A 19,091-nucleotide genomic window follows, 5' to 3' on the forward strand; every position below is an offset into this window, starting at 1 on the left:
CTTCGCCGGGGAACAAGACGTGCCAACTGGTCGAATCAACTGTCAGCCGTCCGCAAGAATCAGCGCGTCCAAAGCGACGGCGCCATGCCCCTTAGGATAGACCGCCACCGGATTGAGATCGATCTCTTGGATCGCTGGCGTGCCCGACAGCACCCGGCCAAGCGCAACGACAATATCCACTACCGCATCCACGTCGAGCGCCGGGGAGCCGCGGAAGCCATTCAGGATTGCCGCGCTCTTGAGGCTGCGCAACTCTGTCGTGATCGCCTCGCGGCTGAGATCATGCGGCAGCAGCCGGACATCCTTCAGCAATTCCGCCTGCACACCGCCAAAACCGATCAGGATCACCGGCCCCCATTCGGGATCGTTCTTGGCGCCGATGATCAGTTCCGTGCCGCGCGCGCCCATCCCCTCGATCAGCGCACCATCCAGCGCTAGACCGGGGGAATAGGACGCCACATTGGCATAGAGCTTGGTCCAGGCCACCTCCAGCGCCGCATCGTCCGCGATGTTGAGCAGCACGCCACCGGCATCGCTCTTGTGGCTCAGCGCGGCGGCCTGTGCCTTGAGCACCACGGGGTAGCCGATCCGCGCTGCCACCGCCTTGGCCGATGCGACATCGGCCGCGAAGCCGCCGGCGGGGAAGGGGATGCCGGCTGGCCCCAGCAACTGCTTGGCACGATATTCGGGCACCACGCCGACCGGCAGGTCGTCGAGCGTCATTGGCTCGGCATCGCTCGCGTCGAAATCCCATTCGGCCAGCTTCGACAATTGGCGCAGCGCGCGAAAGGCGCGATCGGGCGAGGGAAAATACGGCACACCGATCGCGCGCAGCCCGGCAATAAATTCCGGCTGGAAGACCGCACCGTCATCCAGCCCGGCAAAGATTACCGGCTTGTCGGGGGCGATCTTCTGCACCGCCTCGATGATGTATGGGAACTTGCGTGCCGCCGTCGCATCGTCGGTCTGGATGATGCCGAGCACGACCGCGGCGAACCCGCGATCGGCCAGGATTGGCTCAAGTGTCCGGCGATAGAGATCGGGATCGACCAGCGCCTGCGCAGTCAGGTCCATCGGGTTGGAGACCGGAATGAAATCGGGAATGGCCGCCCGCAGCGCGGCTTCGGTGTTCGCAGCGACCGGCGGCAAGTCCAGCCCGATCGCTTCGGCCAGATCCAGCGTCAGCGCCTTGAACGCGCCGGACTCAGTCAACACTGCGGTGCCGCCCTTGCCGACGGGCTTGGCGCGGAGCGCGATTTCGATCACGTCGCCCAATTCCTCAAGGCTGTCGACCAGCACCACGCCAGCGCGCTCGACCTTGGTCTTCATTAACTGCCAGTCGCCGGCCATCGCGCCGGTATGGGTGGCGGCGGATTCCCGCGCCGCAGCGGACTTGCCCGGATGCAATAGTACGATCGTCTTGCCCGCCGCGCGGACGCGCCGCGCCACCGCCAGGAAGCGCTGCGGCTGGCGGAACTGTTCGACGATCATGCCGATCACCTGCGTGTGCGGCGTATCGACCAGATATTCGACATAATCCTCGACGCCGCTCGCCGCTTCGTTGCCGGTGGAGATCGACATCGAGATGCCGAGGTCCTTGGCCATCAGCGTGGTGCCCAGCACCACTGCCATCGCGCCCGACTGCGAGACGATGCCGGCACCGCGCGCATCGCCCAGGCGAAGCGCCGGGGTTTCGACGAAGGTCAGCGCGACGCCGTCGATATAGTTGACCAGGCCGAGGCAGTTCGGCCCCTCGATCACCATGCCGTGGTCGGCAGCGATCCGGGCGACCTCGGCCTGCGCCGCTCGCCCCTCGTCACCGCCCTCGGCAAACCCGGCCGAGAAGATCACCGCCGCCCCGACGCCGCGCGCCGCCAGTTCGCGCACGGCGCCGAGGACCGCCGGCCCGGGGATCGCCAGTACTGCTGCATCCACGCCCTCGGGTAGTTCGGCGATCGAGTTCAGGCACGGACGCCCGTTGATCGTGTCGCGCTTGGGGTTGATAAGGTGGATTTCGCCGGTGAAGCCATGCCGCTCGAGATTGCGCAACACCGAATTCCCGAGCGCACCGGGCGTAGGCGAGGCGCCGACGATCGCAACCGAACGTGGGCTGAGCAGGCGAGTGAGATCGGGCATGAATCGTGTCCCAAGTTCCTCCCCGGGACGGGGAGGTGGCAGTGCGAAGCGCTGACGGAGGGGGCGTGCCACACGGTACTTGCGGCGAGCCCCTCCACCATGCTTCGCATGGTCCCCCTCCCCGTGCCGGGGAGGATCGAATGGCTCAGCCCCTCTTGTCCTTGTCGTAGGCGCCAAGCCCAGGCTTGTAGCTCTTCTCGTCGATGAACTGGCGGATGCCTTCCTTGCGGCCTTCGTTATCGTAGGAATTGGCGGCTTCCTGCGCGCGGATCAGGTAATCCTCGGCATCGTCGTAGCTCAGGACGCCAACGCGGCGCACGGCGTCCTTGGTGGCCTTGAGCGCTACCGGGTTCTTGGCGAGCAGAACCTTGGCAACTTCGGTGACGCGGTCCTTGAGCGAGGCGAGCGGCAAAGCCTCGTTGACCAGACCCCAGTCGGCGGCGGTCTTGCCGTCGATATTCTCGCCCATCATCGCATGGTACATGGCCTTGCGGAACGGCAGGAGCTCGGTCGCCACCTTGGTCGCGCCGCCGCCGGGCAGGATGCCCCAATTGATCTCGGACAAGCCGAACTTGGCTTCTTCCGCTGCGAAAGCGAGATCACACGCGAACAGCGGGCCATAGCCGCCGCCGAAGCACCAGCCGTTGACCATCGCGATGGTCGGCTTCTGGTACCAGCGCAGGCGCCGCCACCAGCCATAGCTTTCGCGCTGCGCCTTGCGCGTGCCGCGCAGCCCGTCGACTTCGGTCTCGCGGAAATATTCCTTGAGATCCATGCCCGCGGTCCAGGCCGGCCCTTCGCCGCCGAGTACGAGCACACCGACATTCTCGTCATGTTCGAGCAGGTCGAGCACTTCCATCATGTCGCGGTTGAGCGTCGGGCTCATCGCATTGCGCTTGTCGGGGCGGTTGAAGCGCACCCAGGCGATGCCGTTCTCGACATCGTACGCGACAGTGCCGTTGCTGCTGGTGTTGGTCATGTCGTTCCTCTTGGCTCCCCTCCCGCAAGCGGGAGGGGGAAGATCAGATCGGATAATGGCCCGTCTGGGTCTCGATCGTGATCCAGCGTAGCTCGGTGAAGCTGTCGATCCCGGCCTTGCCGCCAAAGCGGCCGTAGCCGGAGGCTTTGGTGCCGCCGAACGGCATCTGCGCCTCGTCGTGCACCGTGGGTCCGTTGATGTGGCAGATACCGGACTGGATTTGCTTGGCCACGCGCAAGCCCCGTGCGGTATCCTTGGTGAACACCGCCGCCGACAGGCCATAGGCCGTGTCATTGGCAAGCTCGATTGCATGCGCTTCGTCGCGTGCGCGGATGATGCCGACGACCGGGCCGAAGCTCTCGTCGCGGAACAGCCGCATGTCGGTGGTGACCTTGTCGATCACCGTCGCCGGCATCAGCACGCCTTGGCTATCGCCGCCAGCGATGCGCTCGGCGCCCTTGGCCAGCGCATCCTCGACCAGCCCGCTGACGGTATCGACGGTCTTCTGATCGACCACCGCGCCCAGCTGCGTCTTGCCCTCGGCAGGGTTGCCGACGGCCAGCGTCTTGGCCTTGGCAGCGAACTTCTCGGCAAACGTATCAGCGACGCTGTCGACGACGATGATCCGCTCGGTCGACATGCAGATCTGGCCCGAATTCATGAACGCGCCGAATGCGGCGGCCTTCACCGCTTCGTCGAGATCGGCGTCGTCGAGCACCAGGAACGGCGCCTTGCCGCCCAGTTCGAGCAACACCGGCTTGAGATGCTCGGCCGCGCGCTTGGCGATGATCTTGCCGACATGCGTCGATCCGGTGAAGTTGATCCGGCGCACATGCGGGTTGTCGATCAACGCACCGACAATCTCGCCGGCGTCCTGCGGCGCATTGCTGATCAGATGAACCGTGCCTTCGGGCAGTACTTCCTGGAACGCCTCGACAATCAGGGCATGCGTCTTCGGGCATTGTTCGCTGGCCTTGAGGATCACCGCATTGCCGCACGCCAGCGGCATGGCGATCGCGCGCACGCCGAGGATGATCGGTGCGTTCCACGGCGCGATGCCGACCATCACCCCGACCGGCTCGCGCAGCCCCATGGCGATGCAGCCCGGCTTGTCGGAGGGGATCACTTCGCCGCCGATCTGCGTGGTCATCGCCGCGGCTTCGCGGATCACATTCGCGGCGAACATCAGGTTGAACCCGGCCCAGGGCGGCGTCGCGCCGATTTCATCGACCATCGCGGTAATGAAGGCGTCCTTGCGCGCCTCCAGCGCATCGGCCGCCTTGTTGAGCAGCGCGCGCCGCGCGGTAGGCCCGACCACCGACCAGGCCGGAAACGCGGCAGCGGCGGCAGCGCAGGCTGCGTCGACATCGGCGACCGTGGCGGCCGGGGTCGTGGTGGCAACTGTGCCAGTGACGGGGTTGTGGCGATCAAACGTTCGCGTGGGGCTTTCGCCAACCAAAGTAGCCATGACACCTCTCCAATTATTGCTATGACGAATAACTTAATCTGCAGGTGCCCGCAAGCATCATTCTAGGCGAGGCCGATCAGGATCGTCGTGACAAACTGTCCTTCTGCCGCAAGCAGCTGATCCGGCGTGACAGCGCCAGAGAGTCTAAGATCTAGGCCGTCGCCGCTATTCGGTTGCCGACGGCTGCCGGCGTAAGCCGATCAGCGCCACCGCCGCGACCGCCGAGCCCAGGCTCATCAGCACGGCCACGCTATCCAGCATATAGCCGGCCGCGAACAGCAATCCGGCCAGCGCCGGCGCCAGCGCGGATCCGCCGCGCCCGATACCGATGACGAACCCGGTCGCAGTCGCCCGCAGCCGGGTCGGGAAGGTCTTCGCCAGCAAGGCATATAGCCCTACAACGCCGGCATTGGTGACGAACCCGGCCGCTGCCGCGACCAGCGACAAACCCTGCAGGTCGCTTTGCCCACGCCCGAAGGCGATCACCAATGCGACCGAGGCCACCATCGCCCCGATGGTCAGCGGCAACAGCCGCACGCGCGCGGTGAGCAGCCCGAGCAGCAACGATCCCGACGCACCGCCGACGCTTGCCCAGACCAGCACACCGGCCGCCGCCGCGGGCGCAAAGCCCATGTCGACGACGATCTTCGGGACCCATTTGAGGATGAAGTAGAAGGTCATGATGTGCATCAGATAGGCAAGCGTCAGCAGCAACGTCGCGGTCGCCATGCCGGGCGCGAACAACTCGGTCATCGAAGCGCGCCGCGCTTTGATTTCCGGCGCGGGCAGGGCGGCGACCGCCGGACGCCCCATGCGCGCGAGCACCGCGTTGGTCCGTGCCAGCGCATTGTCCGGGCGCTTGTGCATCAGGAAGCTGATCGATTCGGGCGCGAACAGTAGCACCAGCGGCACGAAGCATGACGTCGCGATCGCGCCGAAGACGAACACCGATTGCCAACCATAGCTGTTCAGCAACACCGCCGAAATCGAGCCACCGATCACTGTGCCGATCGGATAGCCGGCCGCCATCAGCACCACCGCCAGCGCACGCTGCTTGCCGTTCGCCGCCTCCGCGACCGCGGCATTGGTGGCCGCGAGCATGCCGCCGATGCCGAAGCCCGTCACCACTCGCCATGCCGACAGGGTGACGACATCATGCGCGCTCGCCGCACCCAGCATGCCGATCGCCATCAGCACGAGGCAGCCGAGGATCGTCGCACGCCGCCCGACCCGATCCGCCACGCCGCCCAGGATCAGCGAGCCGATCGCCATGCCGATCAATTCCATCGACAGCACCAGCCCCAAGGCCGCGCGATCGATCCCCCATGCCTTGGCAATACCGGGCGACGCGAAGCTGATCGACAGCACATCGAAGCCGTCGAGCGCGTTCAGCCCGACCATCACCGCGACCACGCCCCATTGAAAGCGCGACATCGGCGCGCGGTCGATCAGCGCGCGCGGGTCTTCGATCGTCATGTCCGGCCTCTCCCTGGTTTAACCGCAGGATCGGCGATTTTGCTATACCTTGCAACTATCCCGTCAGCGTCCTCAGCAGGCTACAGGTTCCGCAAAATCAGGTCGCCTTGCTTACCCGGCAGCATCAGCGCCGTCTCCAGCAGCGCGGTGGCGGTCTTGCAGCGGTTTTCCGCCGTTCCTTTCGCCACCATTGCCTTGACGAAGTCGGCGCGTGGAATGCCGGCGCGCTTCGATGCTGCATCGACGATCGCGCCATCGACCTTGAAGGTGTTGCTTGGCGGCGCGGCAAAGGCATCGCCGTCCACCTCCAGCAGCACACGCGCGATCAGCGCCTTGCGGCGGCCGGGCATGTCGGCGTTCAGCCAGGCAGGCGGCTCGATCCCGCGTTGGAAGAAATCGTCGCATGCCTCCCACCCGCGCACGCGCAGCAATCGGGCCTTGTCGAGCCGCAAGCGGGCCAAATCGACCAGTATATCGTGCGGCGCGCGGCGTACGCCCGCCGAATAGCGCTCGATCAACAGATCCCGCATGTCGTTGACGAACGCGCTGGGTGCTTTGCCGTTCTCGATGGCGAGCGTCCAGTTGGTGCGGAGTTGCTGGTGCAGCTTGGGGTTCTTGTCGCGCATCGTGTCCAACGTCAGCGCGCTGCCGCCAAGATCGGTGAGCATCGGATCGAGCATGATCTCGGGGCTGAGATATTGCGCGGCGACGGGGGGCGGCGCAATGGCCGGCGGTGCGGGGTCGGCACCGTAGCTGATCAGCCGAACGACCATGAAGATCAACCAGAGTCCGATCCCGATATTGCCCCAACCCAACGAAATACCGGATGGTTTCTCCCACAAGGCAACGCGCCAGGTGTCTAGCTGAGGCTCCAGTGTCGGATGGTGCGTGCGGATCAGGCCGAGCAACTCCCGCACCTTCGATCCGCGGACGCCGAAGCTCTTGCGGCTGTTCTCGAAGGCGGGCTTGCGCAATTCCAGCCAAGCGTTGTGCAGCGGGTGTTTGCGGTTCTGCAACTCGGTGACGAACACCAACGCATCATAGCGCGCGACCACGGCGGCGACGGCGGGCGACTGATCGATCCGCCCGCGGCTCGCCAGCCAGCCGAAATGGCCGATCACCTGCGTCAGGATCGGGTCGGATCGGAGCGGCGACGAGGCAATCACATGCGCGAACCAGCGCTCCGCCTCGGCATGGAAGACCAGTTCCTCCAGCCGGGGATCGGTGAGCAATATGGTGACGTGCTCGGCCAGCACGGAAGCGGCGATCCGGTCGAGCGACTGGTTCCCTCGCTCGTCCCCTGGGAACAGCATCGCGAGCACCGCGTCGTAATGCTCCTGCATCGCCGCCACATGATCCTGCGCCGCGGCGTCATGCTCCTCGCCAGGGTCGACAGGCGGCGTACCGGGCGTCTCAGGTTGCCAACGCGGATCCTCCGCCAGATCCTCTTCGGACCAGCGCTCCTCCCAGTCGGGAAGGTCGACCGCGTCGGCGGCAGGAAGAGCATCGGCCGTTACCCAGTCTTCCTCCTCCTCCTCCTCTTCCTCCAGGGGCGTATCGGCATCGAAATACGGCGCCTGAGCGATTGCCGCGTCGCGTGCCTCGCGTAGCGCGATGTAGCGCGCGGGCTCTTCGTCCATGTCGAACGTCTTCAGCGCACGGGCATAGGCCTTGCGGATCGCCGCCGTATCGCCGGTCGGCGCCAGATCCAGCGTACGCCAGATGCCGTGCAGCGCGCTCACAGGTAGCGATCGCCTTCGAGTTCGTTCAGTGCAGCGTCGAACTGCGCCCGCGCGGGATCGATGATGCGCGGATCCTGGGTCGCCAGCGCGGCTTCGAATTGCGCGATCCAGGTGCCGACCATGTCGCGCCGGTCACCAATGAACCCCTCGTAGCAGCGTGCGGCACGCGCGAGGATCGCCTGATTGTGGCTGTCGTCACGCGGATGACGTTTGATCGCGGCAAGCACGGCGCGCCGCGCCGCGACATCGGCTTGGTCGGGCGCGTCATCGTCGTCGACGATCACCAGGTTGCGCTGTGTGCCGGCGCGCGGCACGTTGACGTCGACTTCCAGCAAGCCGCTGGTGTCATAGCTGAACCGCACCTCGACCCCGACATCGCCCGCTTTGCCCGACGGCAGCGGCACGCGCAGCGATCCCAGCTTCACGTTGCCCAGCACCTCGCGGGCTTCCCCCTGATAGATGTGGATATCGATCGAGCGCTGATTGTCGCTGATCGTCTGGTAATAGCTCACGCGGCTTGCAGGGATCGGGGTGTTTCGTTCGATGATCGGCGAGAAGATGCCGTGGCGGAAGCCGCCGCGCCCGTCCGCCACGCTGTGATCGATGCCGAGCGTGAACGGGCAAACATCGGTCATGCGGATTTCATCCAGCGCGGCGTCGCGCGACTTCAGCCCCGCCTGCACCGCGGCACCCAGCGCAACGGCGTGATCGGGATGCACCGCGGCATTGGGAAACCGGCCGAACATCCGTGTGATCGTGCGCCGCACGATCGGCATGCGCGTGGATCCGCCGACGAGGATCACTTCGCTCAGCGTATCGACGCGGATGTCGCTGTCACGCAGCGAGCGCAGCACCGGCTCGCGCAAGCGGGTGAGCAACGGTGCGGCCTGCGCCTCGAACTCGCTGCTGGTGATCGTCGTGGTGAAATCCTGCCCCAGCGCCGTGACGGTGAACGGCGCTTCCTCGGCCTCGCTCAGTGCGCGACGACAGCTTTCGGCCGCGACGCGAAGCAGTTCGCGCAGCAGCACGGGATCGACCTTGGCCAACGCGCCTTGCGGATCGATGCGCGGTTTGGCGAGGTCGATCAGCGTCTCGTTGAAATCCTCGCCGCCCAGCCGGTTGTCGCCCGCCGAGGCGCGCACTTCCATCACCCCGTCGAACATCTCGACGATCGACACATCGAACGTGCCGCCACCGAGATCGAACACCAGGAACGGCTCCTTTTCCTCGCGCGTCTGGATGCCGTAGGCGAGCGCGGCGGCGGTCGGTTCGTTGATCAGCCGCTCGACCTTGAGCCCGGCCAGTTCACCGGCACGCCGCGTGGCCTTGCGCTGGCGATCGTTGAAATAGGCCGGCACCGTGATCACCGCGCTGGTCACCGGCTCGCCCAGGAAAGTCTCGGCATCCGCCTTCAGGCTCGACAGGACGATCGCCGACAGGTCTTCGGCGGTGAAACTGGTCTTGCCGAGCTTCACGCTCTGTTGCGTACCCATGTAGCGCTTGAACGCCGTGGCGGTATCGGCCGGATGCGTCGATTGCCGATCGCGCGCGGCCAGGCCGACGATCACCGCTCCGTCAGCGGCGATGCTGACGGCGGAAGGGGTAAGCATATCGCCGAGTGCATTGGGGATGAGTTCGGCCTGCCCGTCGCGCCAGATCGCGATCGCGCTATTTGTCGTGCCCAGATCGATGCCGACGATCATCGTATATGCCCCTTATATCCCGCCTGCGCGATAGATGCGGTGCGGAGGGTCGTCAAACATAGACGCCGGCTGCAGGCTCGAACCTGTTATTGCTGACCCATGCGACAGGCTGCCAAGCCACGTGCTTCCGATAATCTGCTCGTCGCCTGTCTCATGCTTGATCCTGTGCCATCAATGGCGGAAGATGGACCGCCCCCTGGAGAGAGCACACCGCATGGACGACGACACTTCCAGCAAGCTCACCCGCTCCAAGCAGCGCTGGGCGAGCGAGCACAAGTTCCTTACCGGCCATACGGCACGTCCCGATGTGGAGCGTCTGCCACCGGGCCAGCATCTGGTGAAGAACTGGCCCGTGCTCGATCTCGGCCGCCAGCCGGACGTGTCGCAGGAGCGATGGCGTCTCAAGGTCGGCGGTATGGTCCAGCGCCCCGTCACGCTCGACTGGGCGAGCTTCATGGCGCTGCCGCAAACCAAGGTCCGGACCGACATCCACTGCGTCACGACCTGGTCGCGCTATGACAATGATTGGACGGGAGTCGCAACACGCGACCTGCTCGATCTGGTCGAGCCCCGCGACGAGGCCGGCTTTCTGACCCTGCACGGCTATGATGGTTATACCACCAACGTGCCGCTCGCCGACTTCGCTGCCGCCGACGCGCTGCTGGTGCATAGCTGGCAGGACAAGCCGCTGACCCGTGACCATGGCGGGCCGGTGCGGCTGGTAATCCCGCATCTGTATTTCTGGAAAAGCGCGAAGTGGATCAGCCGGATCGACTTCCTCGGCGCGGACAAGCCCGGCTTCTGGGAGGTCAACGGCTATCACATGCGCGGCGATCCCTGGGCGGAGGAGCGCTACTCCTGACCGTCCTCCCGGCATCGCCGGAAGGACGGGGAGGGGACGTCACTTTCCGAACAGATCCTTGTACTGCCGCGGCTGGCTACGCAGATATTGCGGCGGCGCCTTTACCTGGCCGCCCAAAGCCGCCGCCGCGTGCCACGGCCAGCGCGGATCGTAGAGCGCAGCGCGGGCGATCGCGATCAGGTCCGCATCGCCGGTCCCGACGATCGCCTCGGCCTGCTCGAACTCGGTGATCATCCCCACCGCCACCACCGGCATCGCGACCGCCTTCTTTACGTCTCGGGCGAGAGGTACCTGATAGCTCGGCCCAACCGGGATCTGCTGCGCAGGTGTCAGCCCGCCGCTCGACACGTGCATTGCATCGCAGCCGCGCGCTTCGAGCGCCTGCGCGAACGCCACCGTCTGCTCCGAGTCCCAGCCGCCTGGAGCCCAGTCGCTGCCCGACACGCGCATCGTCACCGGCCCGTCGAACACTGCCTTCACCGCGTCGAACACTTCCAGGGGGAAGCGCATCCGGTTCTCCAGGCTGCCGCCATAATCGTCCTCGCGCTGGTTGGAGAGTGGCGACAGGAATTGGTGCAACAGATAGCCGTGCGCGCCGTGTAATTGCACGGCATCGATCCCGAGCCGCTTGGCCCGCATGGCCGAGGACACGAACGCCTCGCGGATCCTCAATAGGCCATCCGCATCCAGCGCGATCGGCGGGTTCTCATAAGCCTCGATGGCGGCCGTGGATGGCGCTTCGGTCTGCCACCCATTCTCGGCGTCGGGTGCGATCTGCCTGCCGCCGTCCCAGGGCTTGGCACACGACGCTTTCCGACCGGCATGCGCGAGCTGGATCGCGATCGGCATGTCCGACCAGCGCCGTATCGCCGCCAGCGTTCGAGCCATCGCTTCCTCCGTGGCATCGTCGTAAAGCCCGACGTCGCCATAGGTGATCCGCCCCTCTGGCGTGACCGCGCTCGCCTCGATCGTCAGCAGCCCGGCCCCCGACAGCGCCAGCTGCCCGAGATGGATGAGATGCCAATCGGTCATGCAGCCGTCCTCAGCCGAATACTGGCACATCGGTGCAATCACGATGCGGTTGCGGAGCTCAAGCGCGCCGACACGGAATGGAGTGAATAGGGTAGGGCCGGACATGATCGTCTCCAAATAGGGTCGGCGGCGTAACGTACGGACGGCGGAAGTGTCCCCATGTGCTGCGGTCCGGCACTTACCCGCGTGGTGGCGGGCAGTTCGAGGTGAACATCGCGCCGGCGCCGCTAAGGCTGATCGACTGCCTCCAACGTGGGGCACCGGTCGCTCGTTTGGCACTGGCCATGTTCGAGGCCATTCCGCCTGGCGTGGCGACCGCGGGGAAGCTGCTCGCCGGCTGGCCAGAGGAGGCGTTCTCCGTGCGCGAGTTGCCGGAGGCGGCAGCAAGGACGACAAAGATCGAGAAACGTGGCGCCAAGCAGTGATCCCAGCGCCGCTTGCGCGACAGCGGCCGATTTTCGGGGCAATTAACCGCCGCCGCTACTCGCCGCCTGCGATCCGCCATTGACCTCAACTCACCGCATGCGACACGAGGTGTTCATGTTTCGCAGCTTAGCGTTGGCTGGTCGCTGAAGGACAAGGATCAAGGACGATCGATGCGCGTACCCCTGCTTTTCCGCCTGCTTCTTTCCGGCATCGCCGCGAGCTTCCTCGTTCCGGCACCGGCAGCCGCAAGCTCTTCTGAGCTCGTCGGGCTCGAGCGCGAGCTGAGCACGCTGCTCGCGCAACGCTCCGGCGAATATGGGATTGCGGCGCTCGACCTTCGCGATGGCTCGACCGTTGCCATTAACGGCGACATCTCGTTTCCAATGGCGAGCACGGTCAAGCTCGCCGTTGCAGCCACCTACCTCGCCCAGGTGGATCAAGGACGCCGCACCCTCGGCGACATGATCTCCGGCCGCACTGCCGCGAAGGTCCTGGAGCTGATGATCATACATAGTGATAATTATGCGACCGACCAACTGCTCGCCAACGTCGGCGGCCCCGCTGCCGTCCAGCAGTGGCTGTGGTCCCAAAAGATCGCGGGCATGCGGGTAGACCGGACCATTGCGCAGCTGTTGCGGGAGCGCGGCCACCTTGCCGACAGCAAGGATATCGCCACGCCGATCGCCATGGTCGGGCTCTTGTCCAAACTCGACAATGGCACCGTTCTGTCGGCTCAAAGCCGCACCTTTCTGTTCGACCTGATGCGCCGGTGCCAGACGGGCACGCGCCGTATCCGGGCTCTGCTTCCCGCCGGTACTTTGGTGGAAAACAAGACCGGCACGCTTGACGGCGTGACGAATGATGTGGGGTTCATCACCATGCCTGACGGTCGCCGCGTGGCAATCGCGGTGTTCGCTCGCGGGGGACGCGATCGCCAGCCGGTCATCGCTGAGGTCTCGCGCGCGATCTACGACCGCTTTGCGGATAGCGCCCGCAACGCACTCGCCCTGTTCATGCGAATGCGGTGAGCCGAGACCGCGTAGAAGCATACTTTACCGCGGTCGGCGCCGTGACAAAAAAGCTCGACATGGAGTGACCAACATCGCGTAGCGCGCGAATAAGAGACCATGCGCCCGGACTTTCTGTCGAGATTTATCTCAGGTTCTTCGTCTGGGGCGGCGCGGCTCAGTCGTGAGCGGCCGTCCCGGACAGCACCGGACAGCTGGAGCAGCCTCATGGAGGCTGCCCAGAATGGACATGGCGGGGCGTATCGGCGGCTGCTTGGGGAGGCATCGGTATGGCTCAAGCGCTACTTCGAGCGGCGACTGCCGCCGGGCGACGTGGACGATGCCGTCCAGGAGACACTGCTCGCCATTCATCGGCGACGCCATACCTACGATCTGCAATATCCCTTCGGGCCCTGGCTGGCGGCGATTGCCAAGAACAAGTGGATCGACCAGTTGCGCAGCCTGGCGCGGCGGCCGATCGAAGAGTTGTCGGAAGACATTCCGGTCGGCGACCATGAGGCGTCGGTGATCAGCAGTTCCGTGCTCGCCAGCCTTCTCGAGGAACTCCGCCCCGCACAGGCTCAGGCCATCCTGCTGGTCAAGGTGCAGGGCTACAGTGTCGACGAAGCCTCGTTCCAGATCGGGCTCTCCCCGTCGGCCGTGAAGATGAACATCCACCGTCGCCTCGCTCGCCTCACGGCATTGATTGAGAAGTCCCCCGATGTCGAATGAAGCCTTGATCTTCGATCTGTCGTCAGACCTGCCGCCGGTCCGGCGCCGCAGCATGGTGCGTGAAGGCGCGCTTCTCTTTGCGCTTTGCGGTGCGGAACTGGCGCTTGTTCTCGCCCTGGGCGTAATGCGGCCGGACATAAACCACATGATCGGATCGCCGTATCTGGTGTGGAGAGTGGGGAGCCTCGGACTTCTGGCCATGACCGCCTGCGTGCTTGCGGTCCGATCATTTTCGCCCACGGCGCGGCCGCGGCGCGGGCTGATGCTGGCGTGTGCCCTTGCGGCAGCGGCCATCGGCGCCGCCGCGTTCGTCACGCCTGCCGGGATGAGCGACCACAGGCTGCTCGGTCGTATCGATCCGGCGAGCGGCGTGGTGTGCGCCACGTCGATCTTCGTGCTGTCGCTGCCGATCGTGGCGTTGCTCGGCGCCATGATGCGGAAGGCGGCGCCGACTCAACCCAGGCTCAGCGCGCTCGCTGCGGGCCTCGCCGCCGGCACCTGCGGCGCCTCTGTGTTCGCCTTCTGCTGCCCCTTCAACGACCCGCTCTACGTGGTGGTCTGGTACAGCATCGGCTGTGCCGCCGTGGCTGGTGTAGCGCGCTGGCGCCTGCTGCGCCGCTTCCGCCTCTAACCCTACCTGCCGCGGCCGGCCTCACGCCGCGCTTCGTCAAGACCGATAGCCACTGACCCGCTCAATTCCGGGATGGGAGACGTGCGCCCTTATGAAAGAAAGGAACCATCCAATGACAACCAGCATCGACGCGAACGCCCCTGAGCGGGACTGGCTCAAGACCTATTACTACCTGCGCTTCGCGGTATCCGCCTTGTGGGTCGCGCTTGCCCTAACCATCGCCAGGACCATACCCCAGTTGGCCGCCGTGATGCTCATCGCCTATCCTGCCTGGGACGCCCTGGCGACTATCTGGACGCCGGCCGGAGCGGCGGCCTGGCTAGGAACAAGAGCCAGATGCTGAACTTCGTGGTCAGCATCGTGACCGCGGTCACCGTCGCTGCGACCCTTTCGCATGGCCTGCACGCCGTTCTCCAGATCTTCGGCATATGGGCCATCCTATCCGGCCTGTTCCAGCTTATCACCGGCATGCGGCGCTGGACGTCACATGGGGCGCAGTGGGCGATGATCCTGAGCGGTGCCCAGTCCGGGCTTGCCGGCGCCTTCATGCTCAGCAAGGCCGCCGGTCCCGCGCCAGTCGATATTGCCGACATCGCGCCCTATGCGGCGTTCGGCGCCTTCTACTTCCTCGTTTCGGCTGTCTTGCTGACGGTCAGCGATGCACGTCGCCGTGCCAGCGTGGTGGCCTGAGCCACTCCCCACCATCCGCCGCAGCAAGCGGCTGCAGTCGCACGAAAAGGATTGATCCATGGTTATCGAACGAGACAGTCGTCCGTGACTAAACCGTGAGATTGCTGTCGCAAACCCTCCGACGGTATCCGGTCTGTTCCGATGGAGGGTATTGAGTGACTACCGCCTAGGGAGGGCAAAGCCCTTGCAGCTTAGCGATGAGTGGTCGGGGAGACAGGATTCGAACCTGCGACATCCTGCTCCCAAAGCAGGCGCGCTACCGGGCTGCGCCACTCCCCGACGCTGGGGTGCGCTTAGGGGGGAAGCGGCGGCGACGCAAGGCGATAAGCGTGGCGGCCAGCTACGGAATTGCCGCCGGCCCGTTTTAAGACCGAGAAGTCAGCCGTCGAACGTAGAGATCTCCAGACGCACCTGGATCCATTCGGCGCAACGAAAAAGGGCGCCCCTTGCGGGACGCCCTTCTTGCGACAGAACCAGCCGGCCCGAAGGCCAGCCGGCGCCATTACATGTTGTCTGCCTTTTCGTCCGCAGCGTCGCGAACGTTGTCAGCAGCGGCGTTCATGTTGTCGGCAACGTTCTCGAGAACGTCGGCAGCAGCAGCGTTCGTGCTGTTGTCGGCCAGGACTTCCATGTTGTCAGCCGTCATTTCCATGTTGTCAGCCACCATCTCCGCGTTGTTTTCAACAGCGGCAGCTTCCGGCGACTTGGTGCAAGCAGCCACGGACATCAGGCCGACGGCGGCGAGAACAAAAGCGATTTTCTTCATGCGGTTTGCTCCCAAGCATAGCAAAATTCGCGGCCAGCTCGATTGCCCCCCGCGAAACACCGCTGATAACGGCGTTTCTGCCACGGTCAATCGCAAACTCCGATCAAGCCGGTCGGCATTCAGGCAAGCGCAAGGATCGCAGGCGTGCGGCATTGCGGTCAGTCTGCTGCCACAGCGACCTGCCCGATCTCCTCCGGCGCATTGGCGACGATCGCGAGCATCGTCGTCCAGGCGGCGACGTTCTGCGCCAATTGTTCCGGATCGACGCGGTCGAGCGTGTCCTCGGGCGTATGGTGATAATCGAAATAGCGTTGCCCCGACTGATCGAGATCGACGCCCGCCACGCCCATTGCCAGCACCGGTTCGACGTCGCTGCCGCCGTGCGACTTGCCACTGCCGCGCACGATGCCGAGCGGCGCCAACGCCACTGCGAGACGGTCGCCGATCGGCTTAGCGGCATCTGGCAGGTTGGTTTCCAGGCGCCAGACGCGGTCGGCGCCGAAATCGGATTCTGCCGCCAGCACGTGCCGGTCGTTCTTGTGCGCCTCGGCATAGGCACGCCCGCCAAAGCCGCCAACTTCCTCGGACCCGAACCACACGACACGGATCGTGCGCTTGGGCCGCGGGCCATCGAGTAGGCGCTTGGCCGCAGCGGCAGTGATCGCCAGGCCCGACGCATCGTCGATCGCGCCGGTGCCGAGATCCCAGCTGTCGAGATGCCCACCGACCAGCACCACGCCGGCGCGCGGATCGCTGCCCGGCACTTCCGCTACGACGTTGCCGGATTCGTGGTTGCCGGTCTGTTGTGGCGTAAGGACGATCTTCATCGTCACCGGCTTGCCACGCGCCACAATGCGCGAGAGATTGTCGGCGTCCGCCGTCGACAAGGCCGCGGCCGGGATCGGCGTCACGCCCGCCGCGAAATTGGTGTTGCCCGCATGCGGCCCGCGGCCATGATCCGATCCGATCGAGCGGATGACGATCGCCGCCGCGCCCTTCTGCGCCGCGATGTTCGGGCCGGTGAAGCGTGCGGTACCGAACTGGCCGTAGGAACTGCCGTCCTGCGTCGCGACCATCGCGTTGGAGACGAAGGCGATCTTGCCTTTCAGGCTGCCGGCCGGTGCGGCCTGCAGATCGGCAAAGCTCGGAAAATAAACGATCTCCGCGGTCAGTCCGCTCGGCGGCGTGGCGCCGGAATTGCCGAGCGCAGTGAGGTGCAGCTTCTGCGGGAAAGGGCTGAGCACTTCGGCGGTTTCTGCGCCGCGCACCCATACCGGCATCTGATAGGTCTCGATGTGCACGTTCCGGAAGCCGAGCGCCTTCAGCTTGGTGACACTCCACGCCCGTGCGCGGGCTTCGGCATCGGTGCCGGCGAGTCTAGGGCCCACCTCGGTCGTTAGCCCTTCGACGATGTCGTACGCCACTTTGTCGTTCAGCGCGGCATCGCGGAGCTTGGCGACGGAAGCGTCGACCTTGGGTGCGGCAGGCACGTCGGTCCGCTGCTGCGGGCGAGTCTGTGCTGTGAGGGAGGAGGAGAGGGCGGTCGCCGCCAGAGCGGCGAACAGGACAGTGCGGTTCATTACGGAAGCTTCCTCGAATACTGGCGACGTGTGCCGACGCTTAAAGGGAAGCTGCCCGGCATAACAAGGCGGTTTGCCAAGCGTGCCCGCCTTCACTACATCGCGAGCCGACATCCCCGCAGATCATTTCGCCAAGAACGGAGCATTTCCCGTGGCCGCTCAATACGCCTTCGTGATGAAGGACATGACCAAGACTTTCCCCGGCGCGCCCAAACCGGTGCTGTCGAACATCAACCTGCAATTCTACCAGGGTGCCAAGATCGGTATCGTCGGGCCGAACGGCGCCGGTAAATCGACGCTGATGAAGATCATGGCCGGCGTCGATACCGATTTTACCGGCGAAGCGTGGCCGGGCGAGAACATCACCGTCGGCTATCTGGAGCAGGAGCCGGAGCTCGATCCGACCAAGACGGTGCTCGAAAACGTCAAGGACGGCGCGCGCGCGGCGGCCGACATGGTCGATCGCTTCAACGCGATCTCGGCCGAAATGGGCGATCCGCAGGACGACACCGATTTCGACGCGCTGATGGAGGAAATGGGCGATCTGCAGCAGAAGATCGACGCGGTCGATGGCTGGGCGCTCGACAGCCAGCTCGAGCTGGCGATGGAGGCTCTGCGCTGCCCGCCGTCGGACTCGCCGGTCACCAGCCTGTCGGGCGGTGAAAAGCGTCGCGTGGCGCTGACCCGGTTGCTGATCCAGAAGCCATCGATCCTGCTGCTCGACGAACCGACCAACCACCTTGATGCCGAGAGCGTCAAATGGCTGGAAAATCACCTCAAGGAATATGCCGGCGCGGTGCTGATGATCACCCACGATCGCTATTTCCTCGACAATGTCGTGGAATGGATCCTGGAAATCGATCGCGGCAAGTACTTCCCCTACGAGGGCAATTACTCGACCTATCTCGAGAAGAAGTCCAAGCGGCTCGAGCAGGAAGAGCGTGAGGATTCGAGCCGACAGACCGCGATCCGCAACGAGCTCGAATGGATTCGCCAGGGTGCCAAGGCGCGCCAGACCAAGTCCAAGGCGCGTATCGCCAAGTTCGACCAGTTGGTCGAGGCGCAGAGCAATCGCACACCCGGCAAGGCGCAGATCGTCATTCAGGTGCCCGAGCGGCTTGGCGGCAAGGTAATCGAGGTCGAGAACGTCTCCAAGGCGTATGGCGACAAATTGCTGTTCGAGAACCTGTCCTTCACGCTGCCCGCGGGCGGCATCGTCGGCGTGATCGGCCCCAACGGTGCCGGCAAGTCGACCTTGTTCAAGCTCATCATCGGCGGTGAGACACCGGACACCGGCACGATCGACAAGGGCAGCACGGTGCGGCTCGGCTATGTCGACCAGAGCCGCGACCATCTCGACCCAAAAAAGAACGTCTGGGAGGAGATCTCCGACGGGCTGGATTACATGAAGGTCAACGGCCACGATCAGTCGACGCGCGCTTATGTGGGTGCGTTCAACTTCAAGGGCGCCGACCAGCAGAAGAATGTCGGCAAGCTGTCGGGTGGTGAGCGCAACCGCGTCAATATCGCCAAGATGCTGAAGCGCGGCGGCAACGTGCTGCTGCTCGACGAGCCGACCAACGATCTCGACGTCGAGACGCTGGGTGCGCTGGAGGAAGCGATCGAGAATTTCGCCGGCTGCGCGGTGGTGATCAGCCATGACCGCTTCTTCCTCGATCGCCTCGCCACGCACATCCTGGCGTTCGAGGGCAACAGCCATGTCGAATGGTTCGAGGGGAATTTCGAGGCGTACGAGGAAGACAAGCGCCGCCGTATGGGCGATGCGGCCGATCGGCCGACAGCATTGGCGTACAAGAAGCTGACGCGATAATATCTCCGCGGCCGATCGACAGCGATCGGC

The 19,091-nt window shown here is 64.9% G+C and carries 17 protein-coding genes and 1 tRNA gene; 8 read left to right on the forward strand and 10 right to left on the reverse strand.

Annotated features, from left to right (window positions below; all coding sequences use genetic code 11):
• Nucleotides 1–42: 42 nt before the first annotated feature.
• The 6 genes from NV382_RS02740 to NV382_RS02765 form a co-directional block, all read right to left on the reverse strand.
• Nucleotides 43–2,136: an acetate--CoA ligase family protein gene (locus tag NV382_RS02740; RefSeq protein WP_260599018.1), complete on the reverse strand. Its 2,094-nt coding sequence runs from the start codon at nucleotides 2,134–2,136 to the stop codon at nucleotides 43–45.
• 145 nt (nucleotides 2,137–2,281) lie between these two features.
• Complete coding sequence (locus NV382_RS02745) at nucleotides 2,282–3,115, reverse strand: p-hydroxycinnamoyl CoA hydratase/lyase (RefSeq protein WP_260599019.1); 834 nt, start codon at nucleotides 3,113–3,115, stop codon at nucleotides 2,282–2,284.
• Nucleotides 3,116–3,158: 43 nt separating this feature from the next.
• Nucleotides 3,159–4,583, reverse strand: a complete 1,425-nt coding sequence (locus NV382_RS02750) for an aldehyde dehydrogenase (protein ID WP_260599020.1) — start codon at nucleotides 4,581–4,583, stop codon at nucleotides 3,159–3,161.
• A gap of 165 nt (nucleotides 4,584–4,748) precedes the next feature.
• The gene (locus NV382_RS02755; protein ID WP_260599021.1) at nucleotides 4,749–6,059 is read right to left on the reverse strand and encodes an MFS transporter; all 1,311 of its coding nucleotides are present in this window, start codon (nucleotides 6,057–6,059) and stop codon (nucleotides 4,749–4,751) included.
• A gap of 80 nt (nucleotides 6,060–6,139) precedes the next feature.
• A complete protein-coding gene (locus NV382_RS02760) occupies nucleotides 6,140–7,801 on the reverse strand; it encodes a hypothetical protein (protein ID WP_260599022.1) in 1,662 nt (553 codons plus the stop codon).
• On the reverse strand, nucleotides 7,798–9,504 hold the full coding sequence (locus NV382_RS02765) for an Hsp70 family protein (protein ID WP_260599023.1): 1,707 nt from the start codon (nucleotides 9,502–9,504) through the stop codon (nucleotides 7,798–7,800). The genes NV382_RS02760 and NV382_RS02765 overlap by 4 nt, the downstream gene beginning before the upstream one ends.
• Before the next feature lie 214 nt (nucleotides 9,505–9,718).
• Between NV382_RS02765 and NV382_RS02770 the strand changes: the two genes are divergently transcribed.
• A complete protein-coding gene (locus NV382_RS02770) occupies nucleotides 9,719–10,366 on the forward strand; it encodes a sulfite oxidase-like oxidoreductase (protein ID WP_260599024.1) in 648 nt (215 codons plus the stop codon).
• A 39-nt stretch (nucleotides 10,367–10,405) separates the two neighbouring features.
• On the opposite strand, the gene NV382_RS02775 is transcribed toward NV382_RS02770, so the two are convergent.
• A complete protein-coding gene (locus NV382_RS02775) occupies nucleotides 10,406–11,503 on the reverse strand; it encodes an NADH:flavin oxidoreductase/NADH oxidase (RefSeq protein ID WP_260599025.1) in 1,098 nt (365 codons plus the stop codon).
• Nucleotides 11,504–11,559: 56 nt separating this feature from the next.
• Here NV382_RS02775 and NV382_RS02780 point away from each other — a divergent pair, with 56 nt between their 5' ends.
• The 6 genes from NV382_RS02780 to NV382_RS02805 all read left to right on the forward strand — a co-directional run bounded on the left by NV382_RS02780 (nucleotide 11,560) and on the right by NV382_RS02805 (nucleotide 14,884).
• Entirely contained in the window at nucleotides 11,560–11,823 is a 264-nt protein-coding gene (locus tag NV382_RS02780) for an RNA 3'-terminal phosphate cyclase (protein WP_260599026.1), read from the forward strand.
• Between the two features lie 171 nt (nucleotides 11,824–11,994).
• Nucleotides 11,995–12,852, forward strand: coding sequence for a serine hydrolase (locus NV382_RS02785; protein ID WP_260599027.1), 858 nt, complete (start codon nucleotides 11,995–11,997; stop codon nucleotides 12,850–12,852).
• A 207-nt stretch (nucleotides 12,853–13,059) separates the two neighbouring features.
• A complete protein-coding gene (locus NV382_RS02790; protein WP_260599028.1) occupies nucleotides 13,060–13,563 on the forward strand; it encodes a sigma-70 family RNA polymerase sigma factor in 504 nt (167 codons plus the stop codon).
• Nucleotides 13,553–14,194 carry a DUF1109 domain-containing protein gene (locus NV382_RS02795; RefSeq protein ID WP_260599029.1) on the forward strand — a complete coding sequence of 214 codons (642 nt, stop codon included), beginning with the start codon at nucleotides 13,553–13,555 and terminating at the stop codon, nucleotides 14,192–14,194. The genes NV382_RS02790 and NV382_RS02795 overlap by 11 nt, the downstream gene beginning before the upstream one ends.
• A gap of 112 nt (nucleotides 14,195–14,306) precedes the next feature.
• Entirely contained in the window at nucleotides 14,307–14,537 is a 231-nt protein-coding gene (locus tag NV382_RS02800) for a hypothetical protein (RefSeq protein ID WP_260599030.1), read from the forward strand.
• Nucleotides 14,531–14,884 carry a DUF308 domain-containing protein gene (locus tag NV382_RS02805; RefSeq protein ID WP_260599031.1) on the forward strand — a complete coding sequence of 118 codons (354 nt, stop codon included), beginning with the start codon at nucleotides 14,531–14,533 and terminating at the stop codon, nucleotides 14,882–14,884. Before NV382_RS02800 ends, NV382_RS02805 begins: the two co-directional genes overlap by 7 nt.
• A 202-nt stretch (nucleotides 14,885–15,086) precedes the next feature.
• On the opposite strand, the gene NV382_RS02810 is transcribed toward NV382_RS02805, so the two are convergent.
• From NV382_RS02810 to NV382_RS02820, 3 genes are all read right to left on the reverse strand, one after another.
• Nucleotides 15,087–15,163, reverse strand: a tRNA-Pro gene (locus NV382_RS02810).
• 223 nt (nucleotides 15,164–15,386) lie between these two features.
• Nucleotides 15,387–15,650 (reverse strand): hypothetical protein, encoded by a 264-nt coding sequence (locus tag NV382_RS02815; protein WP_260599032.1) that lies wholly within the window; start codon nucleotides 15,648–15,650, stop codon nucleotides 15,387–15,389.
• A 158-nt stretch (nucleotides 15,651–15,808) separates the two neighbouring features.
• Nucleotides 15,809–17,230 carry a M20/M25/M40 family metallo-hydrolase gene (locus NV382_RS02820; protein ID WP_260599033.1) on the reverse strand — a complete coding sequence of 474 codons (1,422 nt, stop codon included), beginning with the start codon at nucleotides 17,228–17,230 and terminating at the stop codon, nucleotides 15,809–15,811.
• A 151-nt stretch (nucleotides 17,231–17,381) separates the two neighbouring features.
• Here NV382_RS02820 and ettA point away from each other — a divergent pair, with 151 nt between their 5' ends.
• Nucleotides 17,382–19,061, forward strand: coding sequence for an energy-dependent translational throttle protein EttA (gene ettA, locus NV382_RS02825; protein WP_260599034.1), 1,680 nt, complete (start codon nucleotides 17,382–17,384; stop codon nucleotides 19,059–19,061).
• Nucleotides 19,062–19,091 lie beyond the last annotated feature (30 nt).

It is taken from the genome of Sphingomonas endolithica (genome assembly GCF_025231525.1).
GTDB classification, from domain to species: Bacteria; Pseudomonadota; Alphaproteobacteria; order Sphingomonadales; family Sphingomonadaceae; genus Sphingomonas; species Sphingomonas endolithica.

Bases quoted from the DNA above. Each gene is read 5' to 3' on its own strand.
- NV382_RS02770 (WP_260599024.1), top strand. From the start codon at position 9,719: ATGGACGACGACACTTCCAGCAAGCTCACCCGCTCCAAGCAGCGCTGG.
- NV382_RS02790 (WP_260599028.1), top strand. From the start codon at position 13,060: ATGGAGGCTGCCCAGAATGGACATGGCGGGGCGTATCGGCGGCTGCTT.
- NV382_RS02800 (WP_260599030.1), top strand. From the start codon at position 14,307: ATGACAACCAGCATCGACGCGAACGCCCCTGAGCGGGACTGGCTCAAG.
- NV382_RS02785 (WP_260599027.1), top strand. From the start codon at position 11,995: ATGCGCGTACCCCTGCTTTTCCGCCTGCTTCTTTCCGGCATCGCCGCG.
- NV382_RS02795 (WP_260599029.1), top strand. From the start codon at position 13,553: ATGTCGAATGAAGCCTTGATCTTCGATCTGTCGTCAGACCTGCCGCCG.
- NV382_RS02820 (WP_260599033.1), bottom strand. From the start codon at position 17,230: ATGAACCGCACTGTCCTGTTCGCCGCTCTGGCGGCGACCGCCCTCTCC.
- NV382_RS02745 (WP_260599019.1), bottom strand. From the start codon at position 3,115: ATGACCAACACCAGCAGCAACGGCACTGTCGCGTACGATGTCGAGAAC.
- NV382_RS02750 (WP_260599020.1), bottom strand. From the start codon at position 4,583: ATGGCTACTTTGGTTGGCGAAAGCCCCACGCGAACGTTTGATCGCCAC.
- NV382_RS02815 (WP_260599032.1), bottom strand. From the start codon at position 15,650: ATGAAGAAAATCGCTTTTGTTCTCGCCGCCGTCGGCCTGATGTCCGTG.
- NV382_RS02765 (WP_260599023.1), bottom strand. From the start codon at position 9,504: ATGATCGTCGGCATCGATCTGGGCACGACAAATAGCGCGATCGCGATC.
- NV382_RS02740 (WP_260599018.1), bottom strand. From the start codon at position 2,136: ATGCCCGATCTCACTCGCCTGCTCAGCCCACGTTCGGTTGCGATCGTC.
- NV382_RS02775 (WP_260599025.1), bottom strand. From the start codon at position 11,503: ATGTCCGGCCCTACCCTATTCACTCCATTCCGTGTCGGCGCGCTTGAG.
- NV382_RS02805 (WP_260599031.1), top strand. From the start codon at position 14,531: ATGCTGAACTTCGTGGTCAGCATCGTGACCGCGGTCACCGTCGCTGCG.
- NV382_RS02755 (WP_260599021.1), bottom strand. From the start codon at position 6,059: ATGACGATCGAAGACCCGCGCGCGCTGATCGACCGCGCGCCGATGTCG.